20 protein-coding genes are annotated in these 24,391 nt (G+C 60.1%); 12 read left to right on the forward strand and 8 right to left on the reverse strand.

Annotated features, from left to right (window positions below; all coding sequences use genetic code 11):
• Positions 1–87 precede the first annotated feature (87 nt).
• From AKV04_RS04690 to AKV04_RS04705, 4 genes are all read right to left on the reverse strand, one after another.
• Positions 88–2,649 (reverse strand): heavy metal translocating P-type ATPase, encoded by a 2,562-nt coding sequence (locus tag AKV04_RS04690; protein ID WP_054005314.1) that lies wholly within the window; start codon positions 2,647–2,649, stop codon positions 88–90.
• A 143-nt stretch (positions 2,650–2,792) separates the two neighbouring features.
• Positions 2,793–3,176 (reverse strand): hypothetical protein, encoded by a 384-nt coding sequence (locus AKV04_RS04695; RefSeq protein WP_082351518.1) that lies wholly within the window; start codon positions 3,174–3,176, stop codon positions 2,793–2,795.
• A 63-nt stretch (positions 3,177–3,239) separates the two neighbouring features.
• A complete protein-coding gene (locus AKV04_RS04700) occupies positions 3,240–3,725 on the reverse strand; it encodes a heavy-metal-associated domain-containing protein (protein WP_082351519.1) in 486 nt (161 codons plus the stop codon).
• A 152-nt stretch (positions 3,726–3,877) separates the two neighbouring features.
• On the reverse strand, positions 3,878–4,144 hold the full coding sequence (locus AKV04_RS04705; RefSeq protein ID WP_054005316.1) for a hypothetical protein: 267 nt from the start codon (positions 4,142–4,144) through the stop codon (positions 3,878–3,880).
• Positions 4,145–4,366: 222 nt separating this feature from the next.
• Here AKV04_RS04705 and AKV04_RS04710 point away from each other — a divergent pair, with 222 nt between their 5' ends.
• The 4 genes from AKV04_RS04710 to AKV04_RS04725 all read left to right on the forward strand — a co-directional run bounded on the left by AKV04_RS04710 (position 4,367) and on the right by AKV04_RS04725 (position 8,437).
• The gene (locus tag AKV04_RS04710) at positions 4,367–5,053 is read left to right on the forward strand and encodes a Crp/Fnr family transcriptional regulator (RefSeq protein ID WP_407638401.1); all 687 of its coding nucleotides are present in this window, start codon (positions 4,367–4,369) and stop codon (positions 5,051–5,053) included.
• A 323-nt stretch (positions 5,054–5,376) separates the two neighbouring features.
• Positions 5,377–6,177: a PRC-barrel domain-containing protein gene (locus AKV04_RS04715; protein ID WP_054005318.1), complete on the forward strand. Its 801-nt coding sequence runs from the start codon at positions 5,377–5,379 to the stop codon at positions 6,175–6,177.
• Positions 6,178–6,958: 781 nt separating this feature from the next.
• Positions 6,959–7,999: a zinc-dependent alcohol dehydrogenase family protein gene (locus tag AKV04_RS04720; protein ID WP_054005319.1), complete on the forward strand. Its 1,041-nt coding sequence runs from the start codon at positions 6,959–6,961 to the stop codon at positions 7,997–7,999.
• Positions 8,000–8,134: 135 nt separating this feature from the next.
• Entirely contained in the window at positions 8,135–8,437 is a 303-nt protein-coding gene (locus tag AKV04_RS04725; RefSeq protein WP_202905565.1) for a DUF5676 family membrane protein, read from the forward strand.
• Between the two features lie 345 nt (positions 8,438–8,782).
• On the opposite strand, the gene AKV04_RS27490 is transcribed toward AKV04_RS04725, so the two are convergent.
• Positions 8,783–9,148 carry a sugar phosphate nucleotidyltransferase gene (locus AKV04_RS27490; RefSeq protein ID WP_082351520.1) on the reverse strand — a complete coding sequence of 122 codons (366 nt, stop codon included), beginning with the start codon at positions 9,146–9,148 and terminating at the stop codon, positions 8,783–8,785.
• The gene (locus AKV04_RS27495) at positions 9,094–9,624 is read right to left on the reverse strand and encodes a sugar phosphate nucleotidyltransferase (protein ID WP_054005322.1); all 531 of its coding nucleotides are present in this window, start codon (positions 9,622–9,624) and stop codon (positions 9,094–9,096) included. The genes AKV04_RS27490 and AKV04_RS27495 overlap by 55 nt, the downstream gene beginning before the upstream one ends.
• A gap of 520 nt (positions 9,625–10,144) precedes the next feature.
• On the opposite strand from AKV04_RS27495, the gene gndA reads away from it, so the two are divergent.
• The 6 genes from gndA to AKV04_RS04765 all read left to right on the forward strand — a co-directional run bounded on the left by gndA (position 10,145) and on the right by AKV04_RS04765 (position 20,989).
• On the forward strand, positions 10,145–11,617 hold the full coding sequence (gene gndA / locus AKV04_RS04740) for an NADP-dependent phosphogluconate dehydrogenase (protein WP_054005323.1): 1,473 nt from the start codon (positions 10,145–10,147) through the stop codon (positions 11,615–11,617).
• 78 nt (positions 11,618–11,695) lie between these two features.
• Complete coding sequence (gene zwf / locus AKV04_RS04745; RefSeq protein WP_054005324.1) at positions 11,696–13,105, forward strand: glucose-6-phosphate dehydrogenase; 1,410 nt, start codon at positions 11,696–11,698, stop codon at positions 13,103–13,105.
• Positions 13,105–13,806 carry an HAD family hydrolase gene (locus tag AKV04_RS04750; RefSeq protein ID WP_054005345.1) on the forward strand — a complete coding sequence of 234 codons (702 nt, stop codon included), beginning with the start codon at positions 13,105–13,107 and terminating at the stop codon, positions 13,804–13,806. The genes zwf and AKV04_RS04750 overlap by 1 nt, the downstream gene beginning before the upstream one ends.
• Before the next feature lie 36 nt (positions 13,807–13,842).
• Positions 13,843–15,519: a phosphoglucomutase (alpha-D-glucose-1,6-bisphosphate-dependent) gene (gene pgm, locus AKV04_RS04755; protein ID WP_054005325.1), complete on the forward strand. Its 1,677-nt coding sequence runs from the start codon at positions 13,843–13,845 to the stop codon at positions 15,517–15,519.
• A gap of 60 nt (positions 15,520–15,579) precedes the next feature.
• Positions 15,580–19,530, forward strand: a complete 3,951-nt coding sequence (locus tag AKV04_RS04760; RefSeq protein WP_156317366.1) for a GH36-type glycosyl hydrolase domain-containing protein — start codon at positions 15,580–15,582, stop codon at positions 19,528–19,530.
• A gap of 157 nt (positions 19,531–19,687) precedes the next feature.
• Complete coding sequence (locus AKV04_RS04765) at positions 19,688–20,989, forward strand: glucoamylase family protein (RefSeq protein ID WP_202905566.1); 1,302 nt, start codon at positions 19,688–19,690, stop codon at positions 20,987–20,989.
• Between the two features lie 358 nt (positions 20,990–21,347).
• Here the strand turns inward: AKV04_RS04765 and AKV04_RS04770 are convergent, their stop codons facing one another.
• Positions 21,348–22,079, reverse strand: coding sequence for a Crp/Fnr family transcriptional regulator (locus tag AKV04_RS04770; RefSeq protein WP_054005327.1), 732 nt, complete (start codon positions 22,077–22,079; stop codon positions 21,348–21,350).
• Positions 22,080–22,262: 183 nt separating this feature from the next.
• Here AKV04_RS04770 and AKV04_RS04775 point away from each other — a divergent pair, with 183 nt between their 5' ends.
• Together AKV04_RS04775 and AKV04_RS26040 are read left to right on the forward strand one after the other, a co-directional pair.
• Positions 22,263–22,544 (forward strand): hypothetical protein, encoded by a 282-nt coding sequence (locus tag AKV04_RS04775; RefSeq protein ID WP_054005328.1) that lies wholly within the window; start codon positions 22,263–22,265, stop codon positions 22,542–22,544.
• Positions 22,545–23,199: 655 nt separating this feature from the next.
• The gene (locus tag AKV04_RS26040; protein ID WP_156317367.1) at positions 23,200–23,373 is read left to right on the forward strand and encodes a hypothetical protein; all 174 of its coding nucleotides are present in this window, start codon (positions 23,200–23,202) and stop codon (positions 23,371–23,373) included.
• A 208-nt stretch (positions 23,374–23,581) separates the two neighbouring features.
• Here AKV04_RS26040 and AKV04_RS04780 read toward each other — a convergent pair whose 3' ends face one another.
• Positions 23,582–24,298 (reverse strand): NAD-dependent epimerase/dehydratase family protein, encoded by a 717-nt coding sequence (locus AKV04_RS04780; protein ID WP_054005329.1) that lies wholly within the window; start codon positions 24,296–24,298, stop codon positions 23,582–23,584.
• Between the last annotated feature and the right edge of the window lie 93 nt (positions 24,299–24,391).

Here is a 24,391-nt window from a genome sequence, read left to right on the forward strand (position 1 = left end):
GTCCCAACCACCTTGCGCAGATCAGCGATCGCGTCGCGCTGATGTCGATCATCCCGGTTGTAAGTAACAGCGCGGCTGGGCTGAGCATCATGTGGCAACCGCGCTGGTGGAGGCGGCGGGTGAGGGCGGCTTGGCGCCCTGGCCAATCCCTGCGAGCTTGGTGCGCTTCAACAAAAGGGCGTTGATGGCCACAATCAATGTGCTGCCGGACATCGACAGTGCTGCAACCTCGGGGCTGAGCACAAACGGATAGAGCACACCCGCCGCGAGCGGGAAAGCGACGACGTTGTAGCCTACGGCCCACCAAAGGTTCTGGTGCATCTTGCGCACCGTCGCACGCGACAGTTCTATCGCGCCGACGATGTCATAGGGGTCGCTTTTCATCAGCACGACATCGGCGCTTTCCATCGCGACATCGGTGCCCGCACCGATCGCAAAGCCAACGTCCGCCTGGGTCAGGGCCGGGGCATCATTGACACCGTCACCCACCATCCCGACCTTCTTACCTGCCGCCTGCAACGCCTTTACCTTTTCGGCCTTCTGGCTCGGCAAAACGTCGGCCAGCACGGTGTCGATGCCAAGGTCGGCCGCGATGCGTTTGGCCGTCATAGCGTTGTCGCCGGTCAGCATCACCACTTCGATCTTGCGCTCGCGCAGCTTGGCGATGGCGGCCTTTGAGGTCGGCCGGATCGCATCGGCGATGGCAATCAGTCCTATGACCACACCAGCCTGCGACACATGGACCACGGTGCGACCGTCGCCTTGCAGGCGTGTGGCTTCGGCCTCTAGGCGACCCAGCACAAGATTTTGCGTATCCATTAGCAGCCGGTTGCCAAGGTAGACCGTTCCAGCGGCTGTCTCGGCCCGTGCGCCCCTGCCATCAAGGCTTTCAAATTCCGTGGATGGCGCAACCGTAAGGTGGGCTGACCGGCGCAGGATCGCCTGAGCGAGCGGATGGTCGGACCCCTGCTCGACGGCTGCGGCGGCGGTCAGCAGCACGTCTTCGGTCACACCGTCAGCCGGCACGATCTCTACCACTTCCGGCTGACCGACGGTCAGAGTTCCAGTCTTGTCAAATACGATGGTATCAAGCTTGGTCGCGTCTTCCAACGCCGACGCATTCTTGAACAGAATGCCGTTCGTGGCGCCAAGTCCTGTGCTGATCATCACAGCCATCGGCGTGGCAAGGCCAAGGGCGTCGGGGCAAGCGATCACAAAGACGGTGATCGTAAACGTGACAGCCAGCAACAGCGACTCGCCCACCACCCAGAACCACACGCCGAACGTGACCAACCCGATCACGATCGCGGCGATCACCAACCATTGCGCAGCCCGGTCAGCCAAAAGCTGCGCCGGGGCCTTGGAATTTTGCGCCTCCTGCACCAACTTCACGATCTGAGCGAGGGCTGAGTCGGCACCGACCTTAGTGGCCTTATAGCGGAAACTGCCGCTTTTGTTGATCGTCGCGCCGATAACGGTGGCACCTGGACCCTTCTGCACCGGCATAGACTCGCCGGTCAGCATGGATTCGTCGACCAGTGAGTCGCCGTCCTCGATGACGCCGTCGACCGGTATTTTGCCGCCGGGTCGCATCACCACAATCTCGCCCTCCAGCACCTCGGCGGTCGGAATTTCGACCTCGGTGCCGTTGCGGATGACCTTGGCCGTTGTTGGCGTGAGGTTCATCAACGCCTTGATCGCAGAGGAAGCGCCTGCCCGGGCCCGCATTTCCAGCCAATGACCCAGCAGAATGAACACCAGCAGGACGGCGACAGCTTCGTAAAACTGCCCACCGCCTTTGAAAAAGAATGTGCTGCCAACACTGAACAGATAGCCGGTGCCGACGCTGAGAACGATCAGCACTGCCATGCCAAGCTTGCCCACTTTCAACGCACGCCAGGCAGAGACGACGAATGGCCAGCTAGGGTAAAGGATCGCGGCACTGGCAAAAAAGAACAGCCAAAAATTGAGGTCTAACCCGAACGGCGGGGCTGGCGGCGTGAAAAAGTTCCCCATCGGAGCGTAGACGAAGATCGGAATTGTGAAGATCAGGCAGATCCAGAACCGGTTGCGCATATCGCGCACCATGGCCGACATATCATCGCTGCCGTGACCCATCTCGAAGGCCATATCAGCAGATTTGCCTGACGTCCCGTGGACAGCGTGCGCTGGTGCGTCCGGCGGAGCAGGTGCTGCAGTTTCGGGATCATCAGCGGGCGGTGCCGAAGGCATTGCGCCCGCTGGGTTGGCAGCCTTTTCGCCGACCGGTGGCGGCACGACATCAGGTGCCCCGGCAGCCGTGGACGGATCAGGGGGGCCAGTTGGTACCGTGATTGCTTCCCGCGTAACATCTTGAGCTTCAGTCGGTGCAACCGTTCCTGCATCGGGCTGTTCCGACCCATTGCCATCTTCTTGGCCTTCGCCCGGCGCGGCGCCATCAGGCGTGCTGGCTTCATATTCGTTTTGGCGCACGTTGGATTTGATGTCAGCAACATGGAGACGGGTTTCATCAAAGCGGACCGTGGCGCTTCCGGCGGCAAAATTCACCGTCACGCTTTCCACACCGGGAACAGCCCCAATCCGCTTTTCCAGGCCCGCAACACTCAGCACCGACAGCATATCGTGCACATCAATAACGCTGGTTTTCATTGTGTGCTTACCATGTCATCCGCCGATCTGAAAAAGTCTGATTGAACACGCGTTTTCGCGTATCACGTGTTCGCCGAATTTTATTTCGCCCCGACGCCCATGTCGCAACTCAGAGCCCCCAAGCTGCTCTTGCCAAGACGTTTTCACGCAGTCATCTTGTGCTTGATGGCAGTTTCGGCGCCGTCATTTTCGTCGTCTCGGGTCATTTCGCACGCTGCGACCGCGTTCGCTGCGCCTGCGCGCCAGCACCAGCCGGTCGGAAGAAATTGGTCAGTCTGTGCCGCGATATCCCGCGATGGCCGGAACGACACGTCCAGCCCGGACTCCACCTGCATCATATCATCGGGCAGCGGCTGGAAGTCACCGGTTAGCGCGTCGTGCATATGCGGCATGAAAATGCCAAGCTCATATGCAGACAATCGGCGTAGCATATCCTGCACCTCGGGTAGATGGATTGCAGCCTGCGCTCTTCTGAGCGCCTCCGGAAATCTGCGGGCATCTTGTTGTGAAACATTTTGCGCTATCATGGAGATCTCCTGTTGAGTTTGTCTGACCCGAGTTGAACCATCGGGCCCGGTGAAAGGCGAATTTCAGGGCTTGCCCTTGCTCATTCCCGACTTGTCCACGTCCTTTTTCTCCGCAGCATCGTCAGCGGCAGAGGGGACCGGCTTGTCTGAAGCGGATGCATCCCCTGCGACCGGCGACGGTTTTGCAGCACTGGGTGCTGGCGCAGGTTTGGCCGGGGCGACCGGCTCTAGTTTGCCCGATTGCCCTACGCTTGCAGGCGAGGTGACGGGTGTCGGGCGTTCAGGCGATTTATCCGCGGCTGCGTGGTCTTCATGGTGGCCAGCCGACGAATTGGCACCACCCATGGCAGGTTCATACTCACCTTGCCGCACGGCTGACTTGATATCGGTGACGTTCAACCGGGTCTCGTCGTAGCGCACCGTGGCAAGACCAGCAGCATAGTTCACGGTCACACTTTCGACACCCGGCACCTCGCCGATCCGGTTTTCGACTCCAACCACGCTCAGCACCGAAAGCATATCCCGGACTTCAATATCACTCGTTTTCATCACAACGCTCCCTGATGGATTTGATTGTCAAACTGATCGGCTTGTGACGCAGGTTGCTCTGCGGGGTGTTGCCGCATGACCGGCCGAATTCACCGACGGTTGAGTCGGCCCGGCTTACAGCGGTGGTGACGATGCCCGGGACGGTGCGTGGGTCACACAGGCCGCCGCACCGAGTTTCCGCCCGAGATGATCTTGTTTATCAGGCCTGCAACGGCCTGATGCATGGCCCGGTCAACGTTCGGACCGACCGCGTTTTCGTGCGCAGTGGCGGCGTCGCGCAGGATCCCGACGATCTCGTGTTCGGGAAGAAGATCACGGTCGTTCATTGCCAACAGCAAAGCCTCGACGATCGACAGCGCCGCGATTCCGCTGTGATCCGTCAGGTCGGGTTTTGCCGCGTGGTTGTTGGAGTCGGGCATTGCAGAGTGGTCGTTTTTCAAGATTTCAACTCCCAGAAGGTGAAAGAATCTGATTTATTTTCAGAGTCTGTAGGAAAGCATGCTATGCTGCACTGATCTAAAGCAGTCCGTGGCACGGGCCGGTGGCCTAATTCCTTCCAATATCTGTCGGCCGCTGCTAATCGAAAGAGACTTATGCTTGCTCTAGAAACATGCCCTCTCGTCCGCAAACTTGGGGCTTTCATGGCTCTGACTGACGACGAGTCTGTGGTTCTGGACCGTCTGCATCAACTCCGACGCCGCTTCGTTGCCGGGAAGGATCTGGTGTATCAGGGGCAGGCCGAACAATCCGCCTATATCCTGTGTGCGGGGTGGGTCTGTTCCTACAAGCTTCAGCCCAACGGGTCGCGCCAGATCGCGGATTTTCAGATTCCGGGGGATTTTCTGGGCTTGCGCAGTATCCTGTTGCGCACTTCGGACCACAGCTTTGAACCCATTGTCGACATCATGGCGGCCGAGGTCCACCAGAGCGACCTTCTCGACGCGTTTGCGCGAACCCCGCGACTTGCCGCAGCCGTGCTCTGGGCGGCGTCGCGCGACGAGGCGATGGTGGTCGAGCATCTGGTCGGGGTCGGACGCCGCGACGCCGAAGTCCGCGTGGCGCATTTCTTGCTGGAACTCAGTGCTAGGCTGGCGCTGGTCGGGCTGGGGACCAAGGCGGGCTATGCCTGTCCCCTGTCGCAATACCACCTTGCCGATGCGCTTGGGCTAAGTTCAGTACACGTCAACCGCGTCCTGCGGAAACTGCGCGAACAGGGGTTGGCGACGTTCCAGAACGGTTACGTCACGTTCGACGACCATGAGGGTTTGGTGGCGCTAGCCGAGTTCGATCCGGCCTATCTGGATCAGACCGGGCCGCTGCTGGCCTGAGTGGGCCTGATGCGGTCAACCACTGCGTCGGTTTTGCGTGTCGCCAACAATCATCAGCACGAAAACAAAGATCAGCATCGCGCCAGGCAAGACGCCCGGCGCTTACGGGCTCTTTTTGACCGTCCGTCTTCCTACCGGAACGGATCCCCCGAATTTTACGCACCGGGCTGACGCAGATCAGCGCGTCACAGGCCGCGAAGGCGCATGATGGCTTCTTTGGCGCATGTGCGCAGCCGCCCGTTCGGGCCCAGCAGACCCACCAAAGCCACCATGTTGGCGACGGACCTGCCGGTTGAGGCTTACCAACCAAAAGGAGTTTCGATATGCGGCTCAACCTGTCGTCGATCCGGGAGTATGACATCGCGGCCAGCGACGGCACCATCGGCGCTGTCAGCGATGTCCTTTTCGATGACACCAGCTGGATGATCCGCTGGTTGGTAGTGGATACCGGAACATGGCTGTCAGGCCGCAAGGTGCTGTTGCCACCTGCAGCATTGGGTCATGCCGATGCCAATACCCAGACATTTTCGGTGCGCCTGACCAGGGCAGAGGTCGAGGCCAGCCCCGCATTGGACAGCCACCGGCCGGTGTCGCGCCAATTCGAAGCGTCCACTTATGACCATTATGCGTGGAATCCGTATTGGGGCGCGGGCTTTGATCTTGGCGGAACGGGCATGACGAGCGGTGCCCTGTCGATGACCGGAGATCCCGAGGCGCCCAGCCGCACTGATGAACGCGACCGGCTTCAGAAGGATATGGACGAGCCGCATTTGCGCAGCGTTGAAGAAGTTACCGGCTATCATATCCACGCCACCGATGGAGAGATCGGACATCTGTCCGACCTGATCGTTCAGGATACCGACTGGAGCATCCGTTTTCTGATCGTGGATACCAGTAACTGGTGGATGGGCCAAAAGGTGCTGATCTCGCCCCGTTCGGCCAGAGAGATCCGCTGGGCCGAACGGTTGATCGATCTCGACGTTGACCGCCAAAAGATCATGGGCAGCCCGCCTTACGATCCGGACCACCCGATTGACCGTGCCTACGCGGACCGGATGGCCGCGCACTTTGCCACGCCCCGATCCGAACCGGACGGAACCGCCGCAGACAGCTCGACAAAGTGACCCTCTCGGCAGCCTTTGGTGGGCAAAGCCCGCAGTTCGACGCCTTCCTGTTCGCGCCGGTGGGCGAGGACCGCAATGGCATTATGATCAGCGTATTGTCAACAATGGCGATTTGGCGTCGATCCCTGGACAGAGGTTGAAACGCTTGCCGGTCTGCCGCAGACGGCGGCAGCCGACCGGCTGGACGCGCTGATCCTGACACTCGGGGATGTGCCATCCGCGCTTGCGGACCATCACGATATCGCTTCACGGCTGATCGCGCTGCTGCCGCAGAAAGGCAGGATCCAGACCACCCTGCACAACGCGACCGGCGGTGCGGCGCCGGACGAGCGTGCGCAGGTCATCCTGTAGAGCGTGGCCGTCTTGGCCATTCTGTTCGGGCAGGCGATGGCACTACGACCTAACGCTGGCGCATCAGACGATACCGCACTAGGCGCAGCCTCTGCATCCGTGGCAGGACCGGACACCTTTTCACGCTGAACCCTTGGCAGATTCTGTGCCGGTCGCGCCAGGGCCCAAAGACTGAACAACGCGCCGTGCAGACGATAAAGCAAGCCCGCGAACTTCGGGATGGCTGATCTGTATCAGGGCGGAGGGGCAGAACCGCAGGTATTACCATAGCAGTGGGTCCGAAAATCTGAACTGCCGGGATACGTTGATCTTGCGCGCCAGGACGGCATGATGCCGCGGCTTATCCAGTCTGCCAGCCGGGCGCTGCGATCCAACGCATACTGGGCGAGGTGGCTTTCGCAAAGTACATCCAACAAATGAGGATACCGCAATGAAAGCGCTCGTTTATTCCAAATCCGGCAAAATCGCTCTGGAAGACCGCCCCAAGCCAGAGATCACCGCCCCGGGCGATGCCATCGTGCGCATCGTCCATACCACGATCTGCGGCACCGATCTGCATATCCTGAAGGGCGACGTGCCCACCGCCACGCCGGGCCGTGTCCTTGGGCACGAAGGCGTCGGCGTGATCGACAGCGTCGGTGCGGCAGTAACGTCGTTCAAGAAAGGCGATCATGTGCTGATCTCCTGCGTCAGCGCTTGCGGCACCTGTTCGTTCTGCCGCAAGCAGATGTATTCGCATTGCATCCACGGCGGCTGGATCCTTGGCAATGCGATCGACGGCACCCAGGCCGAGTTCGTGCGCACGCCCTTTGCCGATATGAGCCTTTACCACATCCCCAAAGGCGCCGACGAAGAGGCACTGGTGATGCTCAGCGACATCCTACCCACCGGGTTCGAATGCGGTGTGCTGAATGGCAAGGTGGAACCGGGATCGACGGTGGCCATCGTCGGGGCGGGGCCTGTGGGTCTTGCTGCCTTGTTGACAGCGCAGTTCTATTCACCAAGCGCGATCATCATGATCGACATCGACGATAACCGTCTGAAGATCGCCAAGACATTCGGCGCGACGGATGTGATCAACAGCGCCGATGGCAAGGCCACCGCAGCGGTGATGAAACTGACCGACAAGGCCGGCGTCGATACCGTGATCGAGGCGGTGGGCATCCCGGCCACTTTCGAGCTGTGCCAGCAGATCGTCGCGGCGGGCGGCACCATCGCCAACATCGGTGTGCATGGCAAACCGGCCGATCTGCATCTGGAAAAGCTGTGGGACCGCAACATCGCGATCACCACGCGGCTGGTCGATACCGCGACGATCCCGATGCTGTTCAAGACGACGGCCGCAAAGACAATCGACCCGGCGCTTTTGATCTCGCACCGCTTTACGCTGGCCGAAGGCGAAAAGGCTTACGAGACATTCGGCAATGCCGCCAAGACCAAGGCGCTGAAAGTGATCATCAGCCCGGCCTGACGGCTGGTTGATATGAAACAAGGCGGGGGTGTCGTGGCATAGTAGTCTAAACCCGCAAACAGCAAAGTGTCAGGGCCGCCCGCCAGCGGCCCGGCGCCTGTCATATCAGTGCAATCCAGATCAGGAGTTTCCAACATGGACCCTAAATCATCATTCCTTCGCATGTATCCAGTGGGCATGGCGCTCGGCATTCTGCTTGCTTTCAGCTTTGCCTTTTGCGTCGTCTTCGGGCTGCTGTTCCCGACTGCCAAGATGTATCAGGCTTGGCTGCCGTTGTTGCCTGGCGTGACTTGGATAACCTGGCCCACCGCCTTGCTCGGGCTGGTGGAGGCATTTGCCTACGGCTGGTACATCGCGGTCATTTTCGTTCCGATCTTCAACCTCTTTGCGAGGAAGGCAAGCGAGGAAAAAGTCTCAGCCCGCTCGCCGGCCGAATGACAGACCAGTACAATCATGTGATCACGCCGACAGCCCGCCTCGTTTTGCCTTTCGATCCGGTCAACTCATCCGATCCAATCCAGGAATTTCCAACATGAACGACACGTCAGGCCTTATTCTCGTCACCGGCTCGAACGGGCGGATCGGGAGCGCGATCATGCCGCGCCTGACCGGCAAGTACGTCAAAGTGCGTGCAGGGCAGGTTCAAGAAACAATCCGACGGTATCCAGACTTTGGATTTTGCTGTTTCTCTCGGGCCCCTCTGAGCGTGCGATGGACGGCTGGGCGTTCATCCGACCTAACTTGATCGCCACCTGACGCGCGATCGAGGCCGCAAGCAAACCATCATGGGACCCGCAGTCGTATCGAGTGCCGGAAAACCGGAACGCGTTCAGCGGCACGGATCGGGTCGCAACTGCAATGGCGTCGGTCAACTGTAAGCTCGCCCCCGGGGCCTTTCGGCGTGTGGTCCAGAACGTCGAAGATCATCGGCTGCAGAATATAGCGTCCGACGGCGGCGAGCGACGAAGGTGCGGTGCCCAAAGGCGGTTTTTCCACCATGCCGCCGACCGGAATACACATTTCTGTCGCGGAACCGCCGGGGGCGAATATCCCGTATCGGCTTGTTTCATGATCCGGCACCGTCATCGCTGCAATCATATGCCCGTAACGATAATGTTCCGCCATCTCGGCCAGAGCGCCACGGTCCATGATGATATCGTCCGGCAGAATGACCCCGAACGGTCCCGGCAGGTCAGTCCCCTGCAGAGCAGAATTGCATGGCTAAGGCCCATCGGCGCAGCTTGGTTTACATACACGATCTCGGGGCCTGCCTGTGCAGCCCCTAGCCGACTCGCCGCCTCCTCGATCGATGGGTAGGCCACGTGGCCAAGAAATTCGCAGATTGCAGGCTTCTTGTCACTGACGACGACGATGATCCGTTCGGCTCCCGCCTCGATGGCCTCGTCGATGGCGAACTGGATGACCGAACTGTCATAGATCGGCAAAAGCTCTTTCGCCGTTACCTGCGTTGCGGGCAGCATGCGCTTACCCTTGCCAGCAGCAGGAATGATGACTGTTCTGATGGTTTTGATTGGCTGCATCACCCTCACGGTGGACAGTTCCGATAAGATGCCGCAGTCCTTCGGAATGAATTCAGCCGGTCGGCGCGCCACCTTCGTGAACAATTGTATTTGAAGGTCATATCAACGAGGTAGTTTTTGACGGGCGAAGCGATGAAGCGTTTGACGACGCTACGAAGACGGCTTTTCGCTTGCCCTCCGTGATGCGGCGGCGTACTTATTCGACTCCGCGCCGATCAGTTGCTGCACAAACTTGGGCAAACACTAGGCCGCATACGATCCCTGTCAGCTAACGCAAATCAGCGACATCGACTTTTATCTTGTGACAGACTTCGGCGGCAGATCTCGTGGTCCAACAGCCGATAACCGTGCGTTGCTGCACGAGGTGGGTCGAATTGGTAGCCACTGTTGCGTTGGTGGCGAACCAGAATGCTTTGAGCCCCAGCCATGGGGGATCGGGATCAACGTCCTGGCTTGCCCACAGCGTCCGGTGGAGGACCGCCCTAATTTATCTTTCCAGAAGCTAACATCGGGCAGTCACCGACCGCGACACAAGTCGTATGGCGGTGTCATCTGCGAAAGAGAGCGCAAGCGACTGCGCCCAACCGATTAGAAGGAGGCTGTCATGGCATCTCAAAGTGCGGTGCCGTCGAGGGCGGACATCGGCGTGATCGGTCTGGGCGTGATGGGCAGCAACTTGGCGCTCAACATCGAGGATCACGGATTCCGGGTGGCACTGTGGAATCTTACCCATGCGTCGGTTACCCGGCTTATCGAGGACTCTGACGCAAACAGGCAATTTGTCGGCACCAGAACGCTTGAGGAGTTCGCCGCCGTCCTCGATCGACCGCGCCGCATCTTGTTGATGATCAAGGCCGGTGCTCCGGTCAACGAAATGCTTGAGAAACTTGCGCCGCTTCTTGCGCCGGACGACGTTATCGTGGACGGCGGCAACTCCCTGTTCACCGATACGCAGCGGCGTGAGGTATTTCTGCGTGCTAGCGGCGTACGCTTTATCGGCATGGGCGTGTCGGGCGGCGAAGAGGGCGCGCGCAATGGACCATCGCTGATGCCCGGCGGTGACCGAACAGCCTACAATCACCTGCGGCCGATCCTCGAGTCCATCGCCGCAAAGACCGACTCGGGGCCATGTGTCACCTATGTTGGGCCCGATGGGGCCGGCCATTTCGTCAAGACGGTTCACAACGGCATCGAATACGGCGTCATGCAACTGATCGCCGAGGCTTACGATCTGTTGCGTCGCGGGCTGGGTCTTTCGGCGGCGCAGACGTCGGCGATCTTTGCCAATTGGAACGGCGGCCCGCTGGCGTCCTACCTGATCGAGATCGCGGCACAGGTGCTGTCAGTGCGCGACCCCGAGACCGGCAATCCACTAGTCGAGATGATCCTTGATCAGGCGGGACAAAAAGGCACCGGCAAGTGGACCGCGCAGGCCGCTCTGGATCTTGGCGTGCCGGTCCCGACCATCGCCGCCGCCATCGATGCGCGGGTGCTGTCCAGTATGAAGGCCGAACGCGTCCACGCGAGCCAACTGCTGGTGAGCGACGCCACGGCCCGCATGGCGGGCGACACTGATGAGCTCGCCCGTTCCATTCGCGATGCGCTTGGCGCGGCTATCGCCTGCACCTATGCTCAGGGTTTTGCCCTGCTGCGCGCGGCCTCGGCCGAATATGACTGGGACGTTGACATGCGCGAGATCGCGCGCATCTGGAAGGGCGGCTGTATTATCCGCGCGCGCCTGCTGGACCCCATCATACAGGCGTTCGGGCGTGCCCCGGACCTGGCGAACCTGCTGCTCGACGCCGATTTCCGGCCCGAGGTGCTGGCGGGAGAGGCCGCTTTGCGACTTACCATAGGAACCGCGGTTGAACATGGCATCCCGGTGCCTGGACTGTCAGCCACGCTCGGCTATTTCGACAGTTATCGCAGTGCCGTCCTGCCGCAGAATCTGACCCAGGCCCAGCGTGATCTTTTCGGTGCCCACACCTATCAGCGCATTGATCGGCCCGACGCGGGTTTCGTGCACACGGACTGGCCGGGGCTGATCGCATCGGCCGCGACTGGGGGCAAGTCGTGACCGCCCGCGGTGTTCACACCGCGGACACCCGGCACTACCGGGGGCTTCCGCGTCAAGAATGGCGCGACGGAGAATACTATGGTCGGTAACAACGGTTCCGAACCGCAGTCTGACGCCTTGGTCCTGTTTGGCGTAACCGGGGACCTCGCCCGCAAGAAGATCTTCCCGGCGCTCTACGCCATGGCAAAGCACGGTGCCCTCGACATCCCCGTCATAGGTGTCGCGGGGTCGAACTGGAGTCCGGCGCAGCTGCGCCAGCGGGCCACGGAGGCGATCAAGGAATCCGGTGGGATCGACAACAAGACAGCCTTTGATCATCTGCTTTCCATGCTTGGTTATGTGAGTGGCGACTATAAAGAAGCCGACACTTTTGCGGCGTTAAAAAAGGCACTGGGGGACGCGCGGCGTCCCGTCCACTATCTGGCCATCCCGCCTGTCTTGTTCGAGCCTGTCATCAACGGACTGGACGTTGCAGGTCTGGCCAAACAGGGACGCATCATTGTCGAAAAGCCATTCGGCCGCGATCTGGCCTCGGCGCGTGACCTCAACCGCGTGCTGCGGTCGGTTTTCGCGGACGAGGCGATCTTTGGGATTGATCACTTTCTCGGCAAGGAGGCGATCATGAACATCCTCTACTTCCGCTTTGCCAATTCCTTTCTTGAGCCGATCTGGAACCGCGCGCATGTGGCCAGCGTACAGATCACGCTGGCTGAGGAGTTCGGTGTCGTGGGGCGCGGCACGTTTTACGAGAGCGCCGGGACCCTGCGCGATGTGGTCCAGAATCATCTGTTCCAGATCGTCGCTTTACTGGCGATGGAGCCACCGGCATGTCAGGGGTTCGAGGTCGTGCATGCCGAAAAGCTCAAGGTGTTCCGGGCGATGCGCCCGCTGCAACCCAATGATCTGGTGCGGGGCCAGTATCGCGGCTACCGCCAAGAGGCCGGGGTGGCGAAAAACTCTGACGTCGAGACGTTTTGCGCCCTGCGACTGTTCATCGATTCAGGGCGCTGGGACGGCGTGCCGTGGTATCTGCGCTCGGGTAAATGTCTGGCAGACACGGTGGCAGAGGTGCTGGTGGAATTGCAGCCGCCGCCACAGCGACTTTTCGACGATGCGAAGGCGGCGAAGGGCCGCGCCAATTATCTGCGCTTCCGGCTCTCACCCCAACCCGCCATCGCGCTGGCTGCGCGCGTCAAGCTTGCAGGCAAGGCATTCACCGGAGAGCAGCGCGAGCTTTACCTGCTGGACGAGGAGCTCGAGCAACAATCGCCATATGAGCGCCTGTTGGGTGATGCCATCGCCGGTCAAGGCGCCCTGTTCGCCCGCGCAGACTGTATCGAAGCCGCTTGGGCGGTGGTGGGTCTCGTGCTGACAAAGCATCAGCGTGTTACGCCATACGAACCCGGAAGTTGGGGGCCGAAACAGGCAGATGCGCTTATTGCTGCGAGCGGAAGCTGGTACAACCCCAAGCCAGAGGAGATGGAATGATGCCGCTGGATGAGGTCGTATTCCTGTTGGATGTGGATAATACCCTGCTTGATAACGATCGAATTGTGGCGGATCTTGACGAACATCTGGGCCGCGAGTTTGGCCGCGAAAGCCGGGACCGGTACTGGAAAATCTTCGAAGCGTTGCGCGATGAGGTCGGCTATTCCGATTACCTCGGTGCCTTGCAGCGCTATCGGATCGAGGATCTGACCGATCCAAGACTGCTGATGATGTCCTGCTTTCTGGTGGACTACCCGTTTGCGAAACGACTTTATCCCGGCGCGCAGGACGTCATTCAGCATCTTGGCAAATGGGGTCCGACGGTCATCCTGTCGGATGGCGACGTGGTGTTTCAGCCGCGCAAGGCAAAGCGATCGGGATTATGGGATGCTGTCGAGGGTCGGGTGCTGATTTACCTGAACAAAGAGCAGATGCTGACGGAAGTCGAAAGCCGCTATCCGGCGCGCCATTACGTCATGGTGGACGACAAACTGCGCATTCTGGCGGCGATGAAAAGCATCTGGGGCGACCGCTTGACTACCGTCTTTCCGCGTCAGGGACACTACGCCTTCGATGCAGACATCATCGCCAAGTTTCCGCCGGCGGATCTGACCATCGAACACATCAGCGATCTGCTCAATGCTGACTTACCGACCTTGCTGGGCTTTTCCGAGGTGGGACGTCACGGCGCGAAGCAATGAGCCGGGTGGACACGGACCCAACGATGGAGGCGCAGCATGAGTAACGCAAAAGAGCCGATACCGAAAACAGTCCCTCGGGCAGGTCTACTTGCCGCGCCTTCGATGCTGGTCAATATACCAACGTTGATCACGGCGTATTTCTGCGAACGGCCCGATCTTTTGGTAGCGGCGCAGCAGGTTGCATTTGGCACCTCGGGGCATCGCGGTTCGGCATTCGATAAAACCTTCAACGAATGGCACGTGCTGGCGATCAGCCAGGCCATTTGCGACTATCGCAAGCAACGGGGCATCGACGGCCCGCTGTATCTCGGCATCGACACGCACGCGCTGTCCGCACCGGCCTGCGCCAGTGCGCTTGAAATCCTCGCGGCCAACGGCGTGAACGTCATGATTGCCGAAAACGACGAATATACACCGACGCCTGCGATTTCGCACGCGATCCTGAGCTACAACCGCAGGCGAAAGAATGGACTGGCCGACGGCATCGTGATCACGCCGTCGCACAATCCGCCCGAAAGCGGCGGCTTCAAATACAACCCACCGAACGGCGGGCCCGCCGACAAGGACATCACCGACTGGATCGAAATCAGGGCGAACGCGCTTCTTGCCAACGACCTGAAGGACATCAAACGCATTGGATACGACCGGGCGCTGCGTGCGGGTACGACCCACCGCCACGATTATGTCACCGCTTATGTGAACGACCTTGCCAACGTGATTGACTTGGAGGCCATTCGCGGCGCGGACATTCAGATGGGCGTCGATCCCCTTGGGGGTGCGGGGGTGCATTATTGGCCCCGGATTGCCGACCGTTACCGGCTGAACCTGACCGTCGTCAACGACACCGTCGATGCGACGTTTCGGTTCATGACACTTGATTGGGATGGCCGCATCCGCATGGACCCATCATCGCCCTATGCGATGCAAAGCCTGATCGGGCTGAAAGATCGTTTCGACATCGCCTTCGCCTGCGACACCGATCACGACCGCCACGGCATCGTGACGCAAAGTAGCGGTCTGATGCCGCCCAATCATTTTCTTGCCGTGGCGATCGACTACCTGTTTCAAAACCGGCCGCAATGGCGCAAGGACGCCGCCATCGGCAAGACCATCGTCAGCAGCACCATGATCGACCGTGTGGCCGCGAGGCTGGGCCGCAGGCTTTATGAAGTGCCGGTCGGGTTCAAGTGGTTCGTGGACGGATTTTTCGACGGATCCCTCGGGTTTGGCGGCGAAGAAAGCGCCGGCGCGTCATTCCTGCGCAGAGATGGCAGCGTCTGGACGACCGACAAGGACGGCATGATTGCAGCGCTGCTCGCCGCGGAAATCACGGCGCGGATGGAACGCGATCCCGGCGAGATCTATGGTGATCTGGCATGCGAATTTGGCGAGCCGAGATTCGAACGGGTCGATGCGCCCGCGACAGCGACGGAAAAGTCGCGATTGTCCAAGCTCACACCAGCGCAAATAAAGTCGAAAGAATTGGCCGGTGAAAAGATTAAAAACATTCAGACCCAGGCACCGGGCAACGGTGCTGCAATGGGCGGAGTGAAAGTGATTACTGAACACGGCTGGTTTGCCGCGCGGCCCTCGGGCACCGAAGACCTCTACAAGATTTATGCTGAAAGCTTTCGGGGCGCGGATCATCTGCGCCAGATCCTGGAGGAAGCGCAGGCAATCGTCAGCGACACGCTGGCGGCGGAGCGCCTTTGAAAGAGGTGTGCAACGCAGCGGCGTCGCGCATTCAGTCGAAGCCATCACCGGAGGAACACCATGAGCGACCAAACACCGGCCAGCGACGTGAAGGCGGCCAATGTCTCTACGGACGCAAACGGAATTGATGCCCTGACCGGACCCATCCATTCCTCTGCCGACGCGTCGCGCCAACACTGCCTGCTGTCAAACGGGACGTATAGTGTGATGCTGTCGAACAGCGGTTCCGGTTTCAGCCGCTGGCGCGATCTGTCTGTGACGCGCTGGCGCGAGGATGCCACCCGCGATTGCTGGGGCAGTTATCTGCTGCTGCGCGATGAGGACAGCGGCGCGGTGTGGTCGGCCACCCGGCAACCAATGGGTGCCGCGACGCCGGATATCGTGGTGAATTTCAGCCCCGGTCTGGCCCGATTTGTACGCCGCGACGACACGCTTGACAGCACGCTGGAAATCGCCGTGGCGGGCGACGCCGATATCGAATTGCGCCGCCTTACTTTACGCAATCATGGCGACAAGCAGCGCACCCTGTCAGTGACTTCTTACAGCGAATTGGTGGTCGGTCCGGCTGGTCCCGACAACGCCCATCCGGCGTTCTCTAAGATGTTCGTGCAAACGGAATGGGATGCACGTCTTGGCGTGTTGCTGGCCACCCGGCGGCAGCGCGCGGACGACGAGCCGGCCATCTGGGCCGCTCAGGCGATGCAAATCGAAGGCCAGCCGACCGACCGTGCGCATGAATACGAAACTGATCGTGCGCGTTTTCTTGGCCGCTGCCACACGTTGCGTGATGCGCAGGCGATGCAGCCGGGTGCCGCCTTGTCCAACACCACGGGCTACGTGCTCGATCCGATCTTCAGCTTGCGCAAAAGTATCACGCTCACATCCGGTGCCAGCATAAGGCTGTTGCTGTGGACGCAACTGGCCGACACGCGAGAGGGCGCACTGGCGTTGACCGCCCAGTTGGACAACGCGAACGCCGCTGGGAAATTATTCGCCGGTGCCGCAGGTTTCGCCATGGCAGAACAGGCACGTCTTGACATCGACGCGCAGCAGGCCGCAGGTTTTGCGCAATGGCTGAGCGCGGTGCTGATCAGCGATCCGCGCCAACGCGCACCCGCCGACGTGTTGGCACGTGGTCGCGGCGGGCCGCCGACGCTTTGGGCCGCTGGCATTTCCGGGGATCGCCCGATTGTGCTGCTGCGCCTTGACAACCCGGCCGAACTGTCGCGCGTGCAGGACCTGCTGTTGGCGCAGAGCGACTGGCGCAGCAAACGGCTGGGCGTCGATGTGGTGCTGTTGAACACCGCAACCGGCACCGCTGGCGACGTCCTGCACAGCACGCTGGAGTCGCTGGTGAAGGCCCAAGAGGCGCTGCTGAACGCCGATACCACGGCGGTCAAGGCCGAACTGATCGTATTGCGCGACGACGCGATCAGCGACGATTTGCGCGACGGCTTGCTAACGCAGGCCCGCGTCGTGCTGGGCAACAATGACCATTCGGATACCGGCCCCGTTGCCGCGCCGATCACGGGCGAGGCCATGTGCGCCAGTACGCCCGCACAGGCCGCCAGCGCTTCGGATGGCCCGCTGGAATTTTCCAACGGCAGCGGTGGGTTCAGCGATGCGGGTCGCGCGTATCACATTCATCTCGACGACGATTCCTGCACACCGGCACCGTGGATCAATGTGATCGCCAATCCTGCGTTCGGCTTTATCGTATCGGCAGAGGGCGGCGGTTACACGTGGTCGATTAACAGTCAGCAAAATCCAATCACGCCTTGGCCGAACGATCCGATCAGCGACATGCCGCATGAGACGCTATATCTACGCGACGAAGACAGTGGCGAAGTGTGGAGCGCAACCGCCCTGCCGATCCGCGTCCCCGGCGCGACCTACCAGATCACACATGGCAAGGGTTTCAGCAGGTTCATCAACGATGCTCACGGCATCGCGCTGGAGCTGACGATGTGCGTGCCGACCGCAGATCCGGTCAAGCTGTCACGGCTGCGTCTGTGCAACCGTTCGACGGATACACGGCACCTGTCGATCACCGGATATGTTGAATGGGCGCTTGGGGCTAACGGCACCACGCCGGGGCCGTTCGTAATCACCTCAAGCGATGAGCAGACGGGTGCACTGTTCGCACGCAATCCGTGGCGCAGCGATTTTGGCAGACGGGTCGCGTTCGCCGATCTTGCGGGCCAGCAACAATCGATGACCGGCAATCGCGGTGAATTTTTGGGACCGTTCGGCGCGATCGACCGGCCTGCCGCGCTGCAAGACAACACGCCGCTGTCGGGTCGCCTTGGCGCAGGTCTTGATCCGTGCGGTGCCCTGCAGACGCGGATCGAACTGCCGCCCAATACGCAGATCGACCTCGTCTTCCTGCTTGGCGATGCCGCTACCGAAGCCGAGGCGCAGAAATTGGTCGTGAAATACCGCGCGGCCGATATGGAGTGGGTCCTCGGCGACGTCGCAGCCCAGTGGAACGGTCTGCTTGATGTCGTGCAGGTCCGCACGCCGGATCGGGCGATGGACATCATGCTCAACGACTGGCTGCTGTATCAGGTGCTGAGCAGCCGCGTCTGGGCGCGGACCGCCTATTATCAGGCAAGTGGGGCATACGGTTTTCGCGATCAGTTGCAGGACGTGATGGCGCTGTGTATCAGTCGGCCCGATCTTGCCCGCGAACATCTGCTGCGCGCAGCCGGTCGCCAGTTTGCCGAAGGCGACGTGCAGCACTGGTGGTTGCCGCCAGCCGGTCAGGGCATCCGAACCAGGATTGCCGACGACCGCGTCTGGCTTGCCTACGTTGCCATGCATTATGTCGACGTGACGGGCGATGCTGCGGTGCTGGACGCAGCACTGCCGTTCCTGACCGGCCAGACCATTCCCGACGGTGCCACCGATGCATTCTTCCAGCCGGGCGAGTCTGACCAGACCGTCAGCGTTTATGAACACTGCGCCCGGGCGCTCGACTCCAGCCTGACCAGCGGCACGCACGGCCTGCCGCTAATCCAGACCGGCGACTGGAACGATGGCATGAACAGCGTCGGCGAAAAGGGTCGCGGCGAAAGCAGTTGGCTGGCGTGGCATTTGTTGGCCGCCATTGCGGCGTTCGCGCCCTGTGCCGACCAGCGCGGCGATACCGAACGCAGCCGACGCTGGCGCGACTACGCCGCCGACATGCGCTTGGCCCTAGAACAGGCGTGGGACGGTGAATGGTATCGCCGGGGCTATTACGACAACGGCGCCCCACTGGGCTCGCACGAAAGCGACGAATGCCAGATCGACAGCATCGCCCAATCGTGGAGCGTGCTTGCAGGTGCTGCAAACCCGCAACATGGCGCACAGGCGATGGGATCGGTTGATCGCCTGCTGGTCGACCATCGGCACAAGGTCGCCAAACTATTCACCCCGCCGTTTGACGGCGGCGCGCAAAACCCAGGCTACATCAAAGGCTATCCGCCGGGCATCCGCGAAAATGGCGGCCAATACACGCATGGCGCGACCTGGTCGGTCTTTGCCTGGGCCAAACTCGGTGACGGCGATCGTGCAGGTGCGATGTTCGATCTGCTCAACCCGATCCACCACAGCGACAGTGCCGACGCCGTGGCACGCTACAAGGTGGAACCCTACGCCGCCTGCGCCGATGTCTATTCAGTCGCGCCGCACGTCGGTCGCGGTGGCTGGACCTGGTACACAGGTTCCGCCGCGTGGTTGTATCGCGCCGGGCTCGAAGCGGTGCTTGGCTTTCAGTTGCTCGGCGATCGGCTGCTCATCGATCCGTGCATCCCGAAATCCTGGCCCGGCTTTCAGATCACCTATCAGCGGCGCGGGCTTCAGCATGCCGTCACCCGATACGTCATAACGGTGGAAAACCCGGACCATGTCTGCCACGGTGTCACTCGCTTGGAACTCGACGGTAAGGTCATCGCCGCCACAGGCGGGATTGCTCTGGCGGATGATGGCAAGACCCATGCCCTACGCGTCGTACTTGGCGAAACCTGAAAAGGCGCAGTTCAGCGTGAGCTACGCGGTTGCACCGGTGACGCTGAGAGCTAATTATTTAAGGCGAGAACATGATCGAACCGAAAGACACGCTTAGTGACCCGCTGTCAGCACACACCTTCACGGAGAGATTCGCGTCGATGTCGGCAGAGGAAGAATGAGTCGCATGATCCGGCCATCTCTGGATGATGACCTGCTGGAGGGGATCCAGCGGGATACGTTTGCATACCTCATGGACCAGGTGAACCCCAGCAACGGACTGGTACGGGACCGGACCGGAGAAGGCGCACCGTCCAGCATTGCGGTCGTGGGCTTCGCGCTGGCGGCGTACCCGGTAGGGGTCGAACGTGGATTCTGGTCGCGTGCCGACGCCGTCGCACTGACGCTGACGACACTGCGATTTTTCTGGAACAGCCCGCAGGGAACCGAACCGGACGCGACTGGCTACAAAGGGTTCTACTACCACTTTCTGGATATGCAGACCGGGCGGCGGGTGTGGGAGTGCGAATTGTCGACCGTCGACACGACGTTTCTGATCGCTGGGATGCTCACCGCCGCGGCTTATTTTGACCAAGAGTTTGTGGAAGAGATCGAGATCAGAACGCTCGCCGATGCACTTTACCGGCGGGTCGACTGGCGGTGGGCACAGAACGGCAAGGCCACCGTCACTCATGGGTGGAAGCCAAAAAGCGGTTTTCTGAAATACCGTTGGGAAGGCTATGACGAGGCGCTGCTTCTCTATGTGCTGGGCCTCGGCTCACCCACATTTCCGTTGCCCGAAGAAAGCTACGCCGCATGGACGTCGACCTATGACTGGACGACGATCTATGACCGCGAATTCCTCTACGCTGGCCCTTTGTTCATCCATCAATTCTCGCATCTGTGGATCGACTTTCGCGGTATTCAGGACGCGTACATGCGCGACAAGGGGATCGACTATTTCGAGAACAGCAGGCGGGCGACCTACGTGCAGCAGGAATACGCGGTGCGCAACCCGCATGGTTTCAAGGGGTATGGCAAACTGGCCTGGGGCCTGACTGCCAGCGACGGCCCCGGACCGGGATCGCGCCGGACCGACGGCAAAAAGCGCAGCTTTTTCGGATACAAGGCGCGCGGCGTGCCCTACGGGCCTGATGATGGGACACTCGCCCCGTGGGGGATTATCGCCTCGTTGCCATTCGCACCCGAAATCGCCCTCCCAGCGATCCGGCATTGTCAGGACGTATATCCGCAGACCCGAACCTCCTACGGCTTCGTCGGCAGCTTCAATCCGACCTACCCGTCTCGAACTGGGGATGCAGTGGGTTGGGTCTGCGAGGAGCATTTTGCGCTCAATCAGGGGCCCAATATCTCGATGATCGAAAACTACCGTTCGGGTTTAGTCTGGCGGCTGATGCGGGATTGCCCTTATATCGTTGCGGGACTGCGGCGGGCCGGGTTCACGAATGGCTGGCTTTGAGCGGCCTTTCGAGACTGAGGAGCCGCAGCTGGAGCGAGTTTGGCGTGTTTGGGCGCATCTGCGTGGAACCCGCCAAGGGTGGCGGTGCGAGCGGAGTTCTGACCAAAGTTTCAGTCAACTTTGTAACCCACATACGAAGCCCAGCCGATGCTTCGGCCCTATCGGCGAAAACTAAAGCGCCAATTTTCTAACTACCTGACAAGGGGCGTCATTTCGACTGTCCAACTCCACCGTCCGTCTCTGCCAAAAGTGACGTAGAATGGATGCAGCCAAGAAACTCTGATCCATATAGCAAGCCAAATTCCGCAGCCGAAACTGGCGAGCAACGCCAAACCACATACCGCTCGGCAGCCGTCAACTACCGCAGTAACGGGCCGTAGTCATCCAGATAGGTGCGGTCGAAGTCGGCTACATCCACCAACTTTTCGAAGTCGTGAATCGTCACCTTGCCTTTCTGAAATGTCAGCAAGCCCTCCTCACGCAACTCACGCAGCACTCGGTTCACATGCACAGCACTAAGGCCAAGAGCGTCGGCCAGCATGTATTGCGACAACGGGCAGGCGTAACCTTCGACCGTGCCAAGACCAACCAGCTTCAACCGTGCACTGAGTTCAAGGAAGAAATGTGCCGTTCGCTCCAGCGCGCTGCGCCGCCCGATGCTGACCAGATGCTCAACCACCATCGCCTCATCGCGCGATGCCGCCCAAAGAACTGCCGTTGCCAAGCGGGGGGACGAGGCAAAAGCATCAATCAGGTCGCTCGCCAAGACCTCTGACGCCGTAACCGGGGTAATCGGCTCTATATTGTGGTCAGCGGTGTGGAACAGAACCGATCGCAAACCCAGAAAGTCGCCCGGAATCTGGAAGTCCACGATCTGGCGTTTGCCATCCCGCATCAGTTTGTAAGAACACACCCAACCGTCCGAGAGGATATAAGCCGCCTGATCAGTCTGACCTTGGTGCATCAAGTCGCGGCCAGCAACAAAGTTGCGTCGTCGTCGGTGCAAATCGTCAAGCGTTTTCAACTCTGCGCTCGACAAGACAACAAAGCTGCCCAATTTGCGGGTCAACGGGCTTTGGACACTTTGCATTTGACCGCCTTTCGCCGCGTTGCCTGACCTCAGGGTCTTGAATCAACGTTTGTCAGGCTTTGCAGACAGCAACGCTACTTTAGATCAGTTTTTAGTACCACAAACCTGCGACAGTAGCGATGATTGCTGAAACAAGGTGGGCGGGCATACTGCGCGTAGCCACGTCATCGCGAGGTTCCCACCATGTCCGGTCCAGAGCACCTGCCAAAGTCAAAGGCTCCCATTGTCGCACCGCCCCCGGCAGATGTTGCAGCCGCAGCTGCGCTTGCCATCTGCGAATCGCTGCTGCTGGCGCTGAATGATCACAAGATCCTGCCAGAGCGCGAGATCTTAGGCGTTCTGCGCGACGCGGCTGCCGCCCACAATTACGACCCTGGAGACGATGGGCAGACCGAATTGCACGAAGCGGTCGCAACTTTGATCCACAAGATCATCGAAGGCGGTAATTCGGTGCGACGACCTTAACTTGTTCGAGGTGATCTCTGCCATTTGCGACACGGAACGTGCTGCCGGGAAGGGCCTGAGTCCAAACCAGTTCAATGCCCCGTCAGCCGCCCGCAGTTGAGGCTGCTCCTCCTCCGCTTGCTCGTCGCTGACCCGAGATAAGTCGGCCTGATAAAGATGAAGCTGCGCAGAAGTGCACGCAAAACACGGAAATCATCCCGGAAGAGTTTGGACATTCTCTTCTGGCCGGCTGAATGTCGCTTGACGCTAGTGCCGGTGCGCCGATATCACAGCAGCGTCGATCGGCTAGAGCTTTTCAGACTGCCGAAACTAGATTTCAAGCCAAATGCGGCGCTGATTTTCTTGAGTCAATTCTAGCGGCTGGCCCTGCGCCGTATCGAAAAAAATCACCGCGCCGAACGGCCCCGCTGATCTGCGTTAGCGACGCAGCGGAGAGCTACCGCTAGGGTAATGTATCTGCTGAAAGATCTTTGGCGAACAACCTTTATTCGGACAGCGCCGACACGCAGTGCCAGCAAACGACAGTCAGCTTCAGGGCACTTTCGTTACAGACAGTGCGTTGGCAGTCCTGTGAACATGTCGTACAGCTCACTGGCACTGGGCGTCTCTTCTATCATCGGGTTCTGCCAAAATCCGAGCTTTGGGGGCAACGACCATGGACTGGAACCAGATCGCACGGAAATGGGACGAGATGTCTCGCCGCCTGCAACCGGCGTCGTCGCTGGCATCCGCCATCCAAGCCAAGCCACTACTGCCTGAACTGGTCAGGGACGTGGAAGCGCTGTCCAACCCAATCACCCAGACAATCGCTACCGCGCCGGTCGCGTGAATCTGCGCCTCGCCGCTTTTCTGAGGATTTAGCTAGATTGTTGGTTTCGACTCACGCCGGGCCAACCGACGTCATCTTGGCGCGGTGCGTCGCCGATCCGCGAAGAGATGATTGGTTCCGAGCGGCGGGTCCTTCATGTAATAAGCTTTGGCCCACCTCAATCCATCGCCCTGCGGCCGCGAAGGGTGCCGAACCTGCCGGTGTCGCTTCAGCAAAATGCGGGTGTATCGCTGGTGGAGCAAGCTTGGCGCAATAGCGCGGCAACCAGATCATCCATGTGCAGGAAGGATTGACGGTGCGAGGTTTCGCCGGAGTAAAGGTGGCTCGCCAGTTGCCGCTCGAAAATCCGCTGCATCTGATCGGCTAGCGGCGACGAGTGGCACACGTCGTCATAGACTCCGGCCAGCCGCATGATCGCGTCTGGGATCTTGCCATGTTCGGCACGGGTCAGCGCCTCGGTCCGCACTTTCGATTCAGGATAAGCCCAAGTTGCAACAATCGGCGATTCTTCAGTCAGCACCGCGCCCGGCTGATTGGGTGCATGCACCAGCATGGTGCTGGAGAAAATGAACTGCTCGACCTCAAAGCCGTCCTGCAACGCACGCAGTAGTCGCTGGGTACCTTTGAAAGTAATTTCCTCATATTTCGGATTTGGTTCACCCAGAAAATCGTAGTAGGCAGCCAAATGGATCACCGACGCGATCTTCGAGCCGTGATGCGCCCGCAACATCTTGAGACTCTCATTCAGGCTGTCGTCAGAGCTGGTATAAACGGCGATACGTACACAATCCGGCGGCGGCGGGGTCGGAGCTTTCTGGTCAAATCCGATCACCTGACCGTATTTTCCGGTCAGCCGTTTCATGACTGCGCTGCCGATCCGTCCATTCGAGCGGGTGACGAGGATAAGACCTGATGTGTCGCTCATATTGGTAACTCCTGATCTGGATCACATTGATTTTACCCGCGCGGGGCTGGTCCTAGCCTGGTGACGCGCACATCAGGGGCTAATGATCACTTT

Origin of the sequence: Cypionkella psychrotolerans (assembly GCF_001294535.1) — a bacterium.
Taxonomy (GTDB): Bacteria; Pseudomonadota; Alphaproteobacteria; order Rhodobacterales; family Rhodobacteraceae; genus Cypionkella; species Cypionkella psychrotolerans.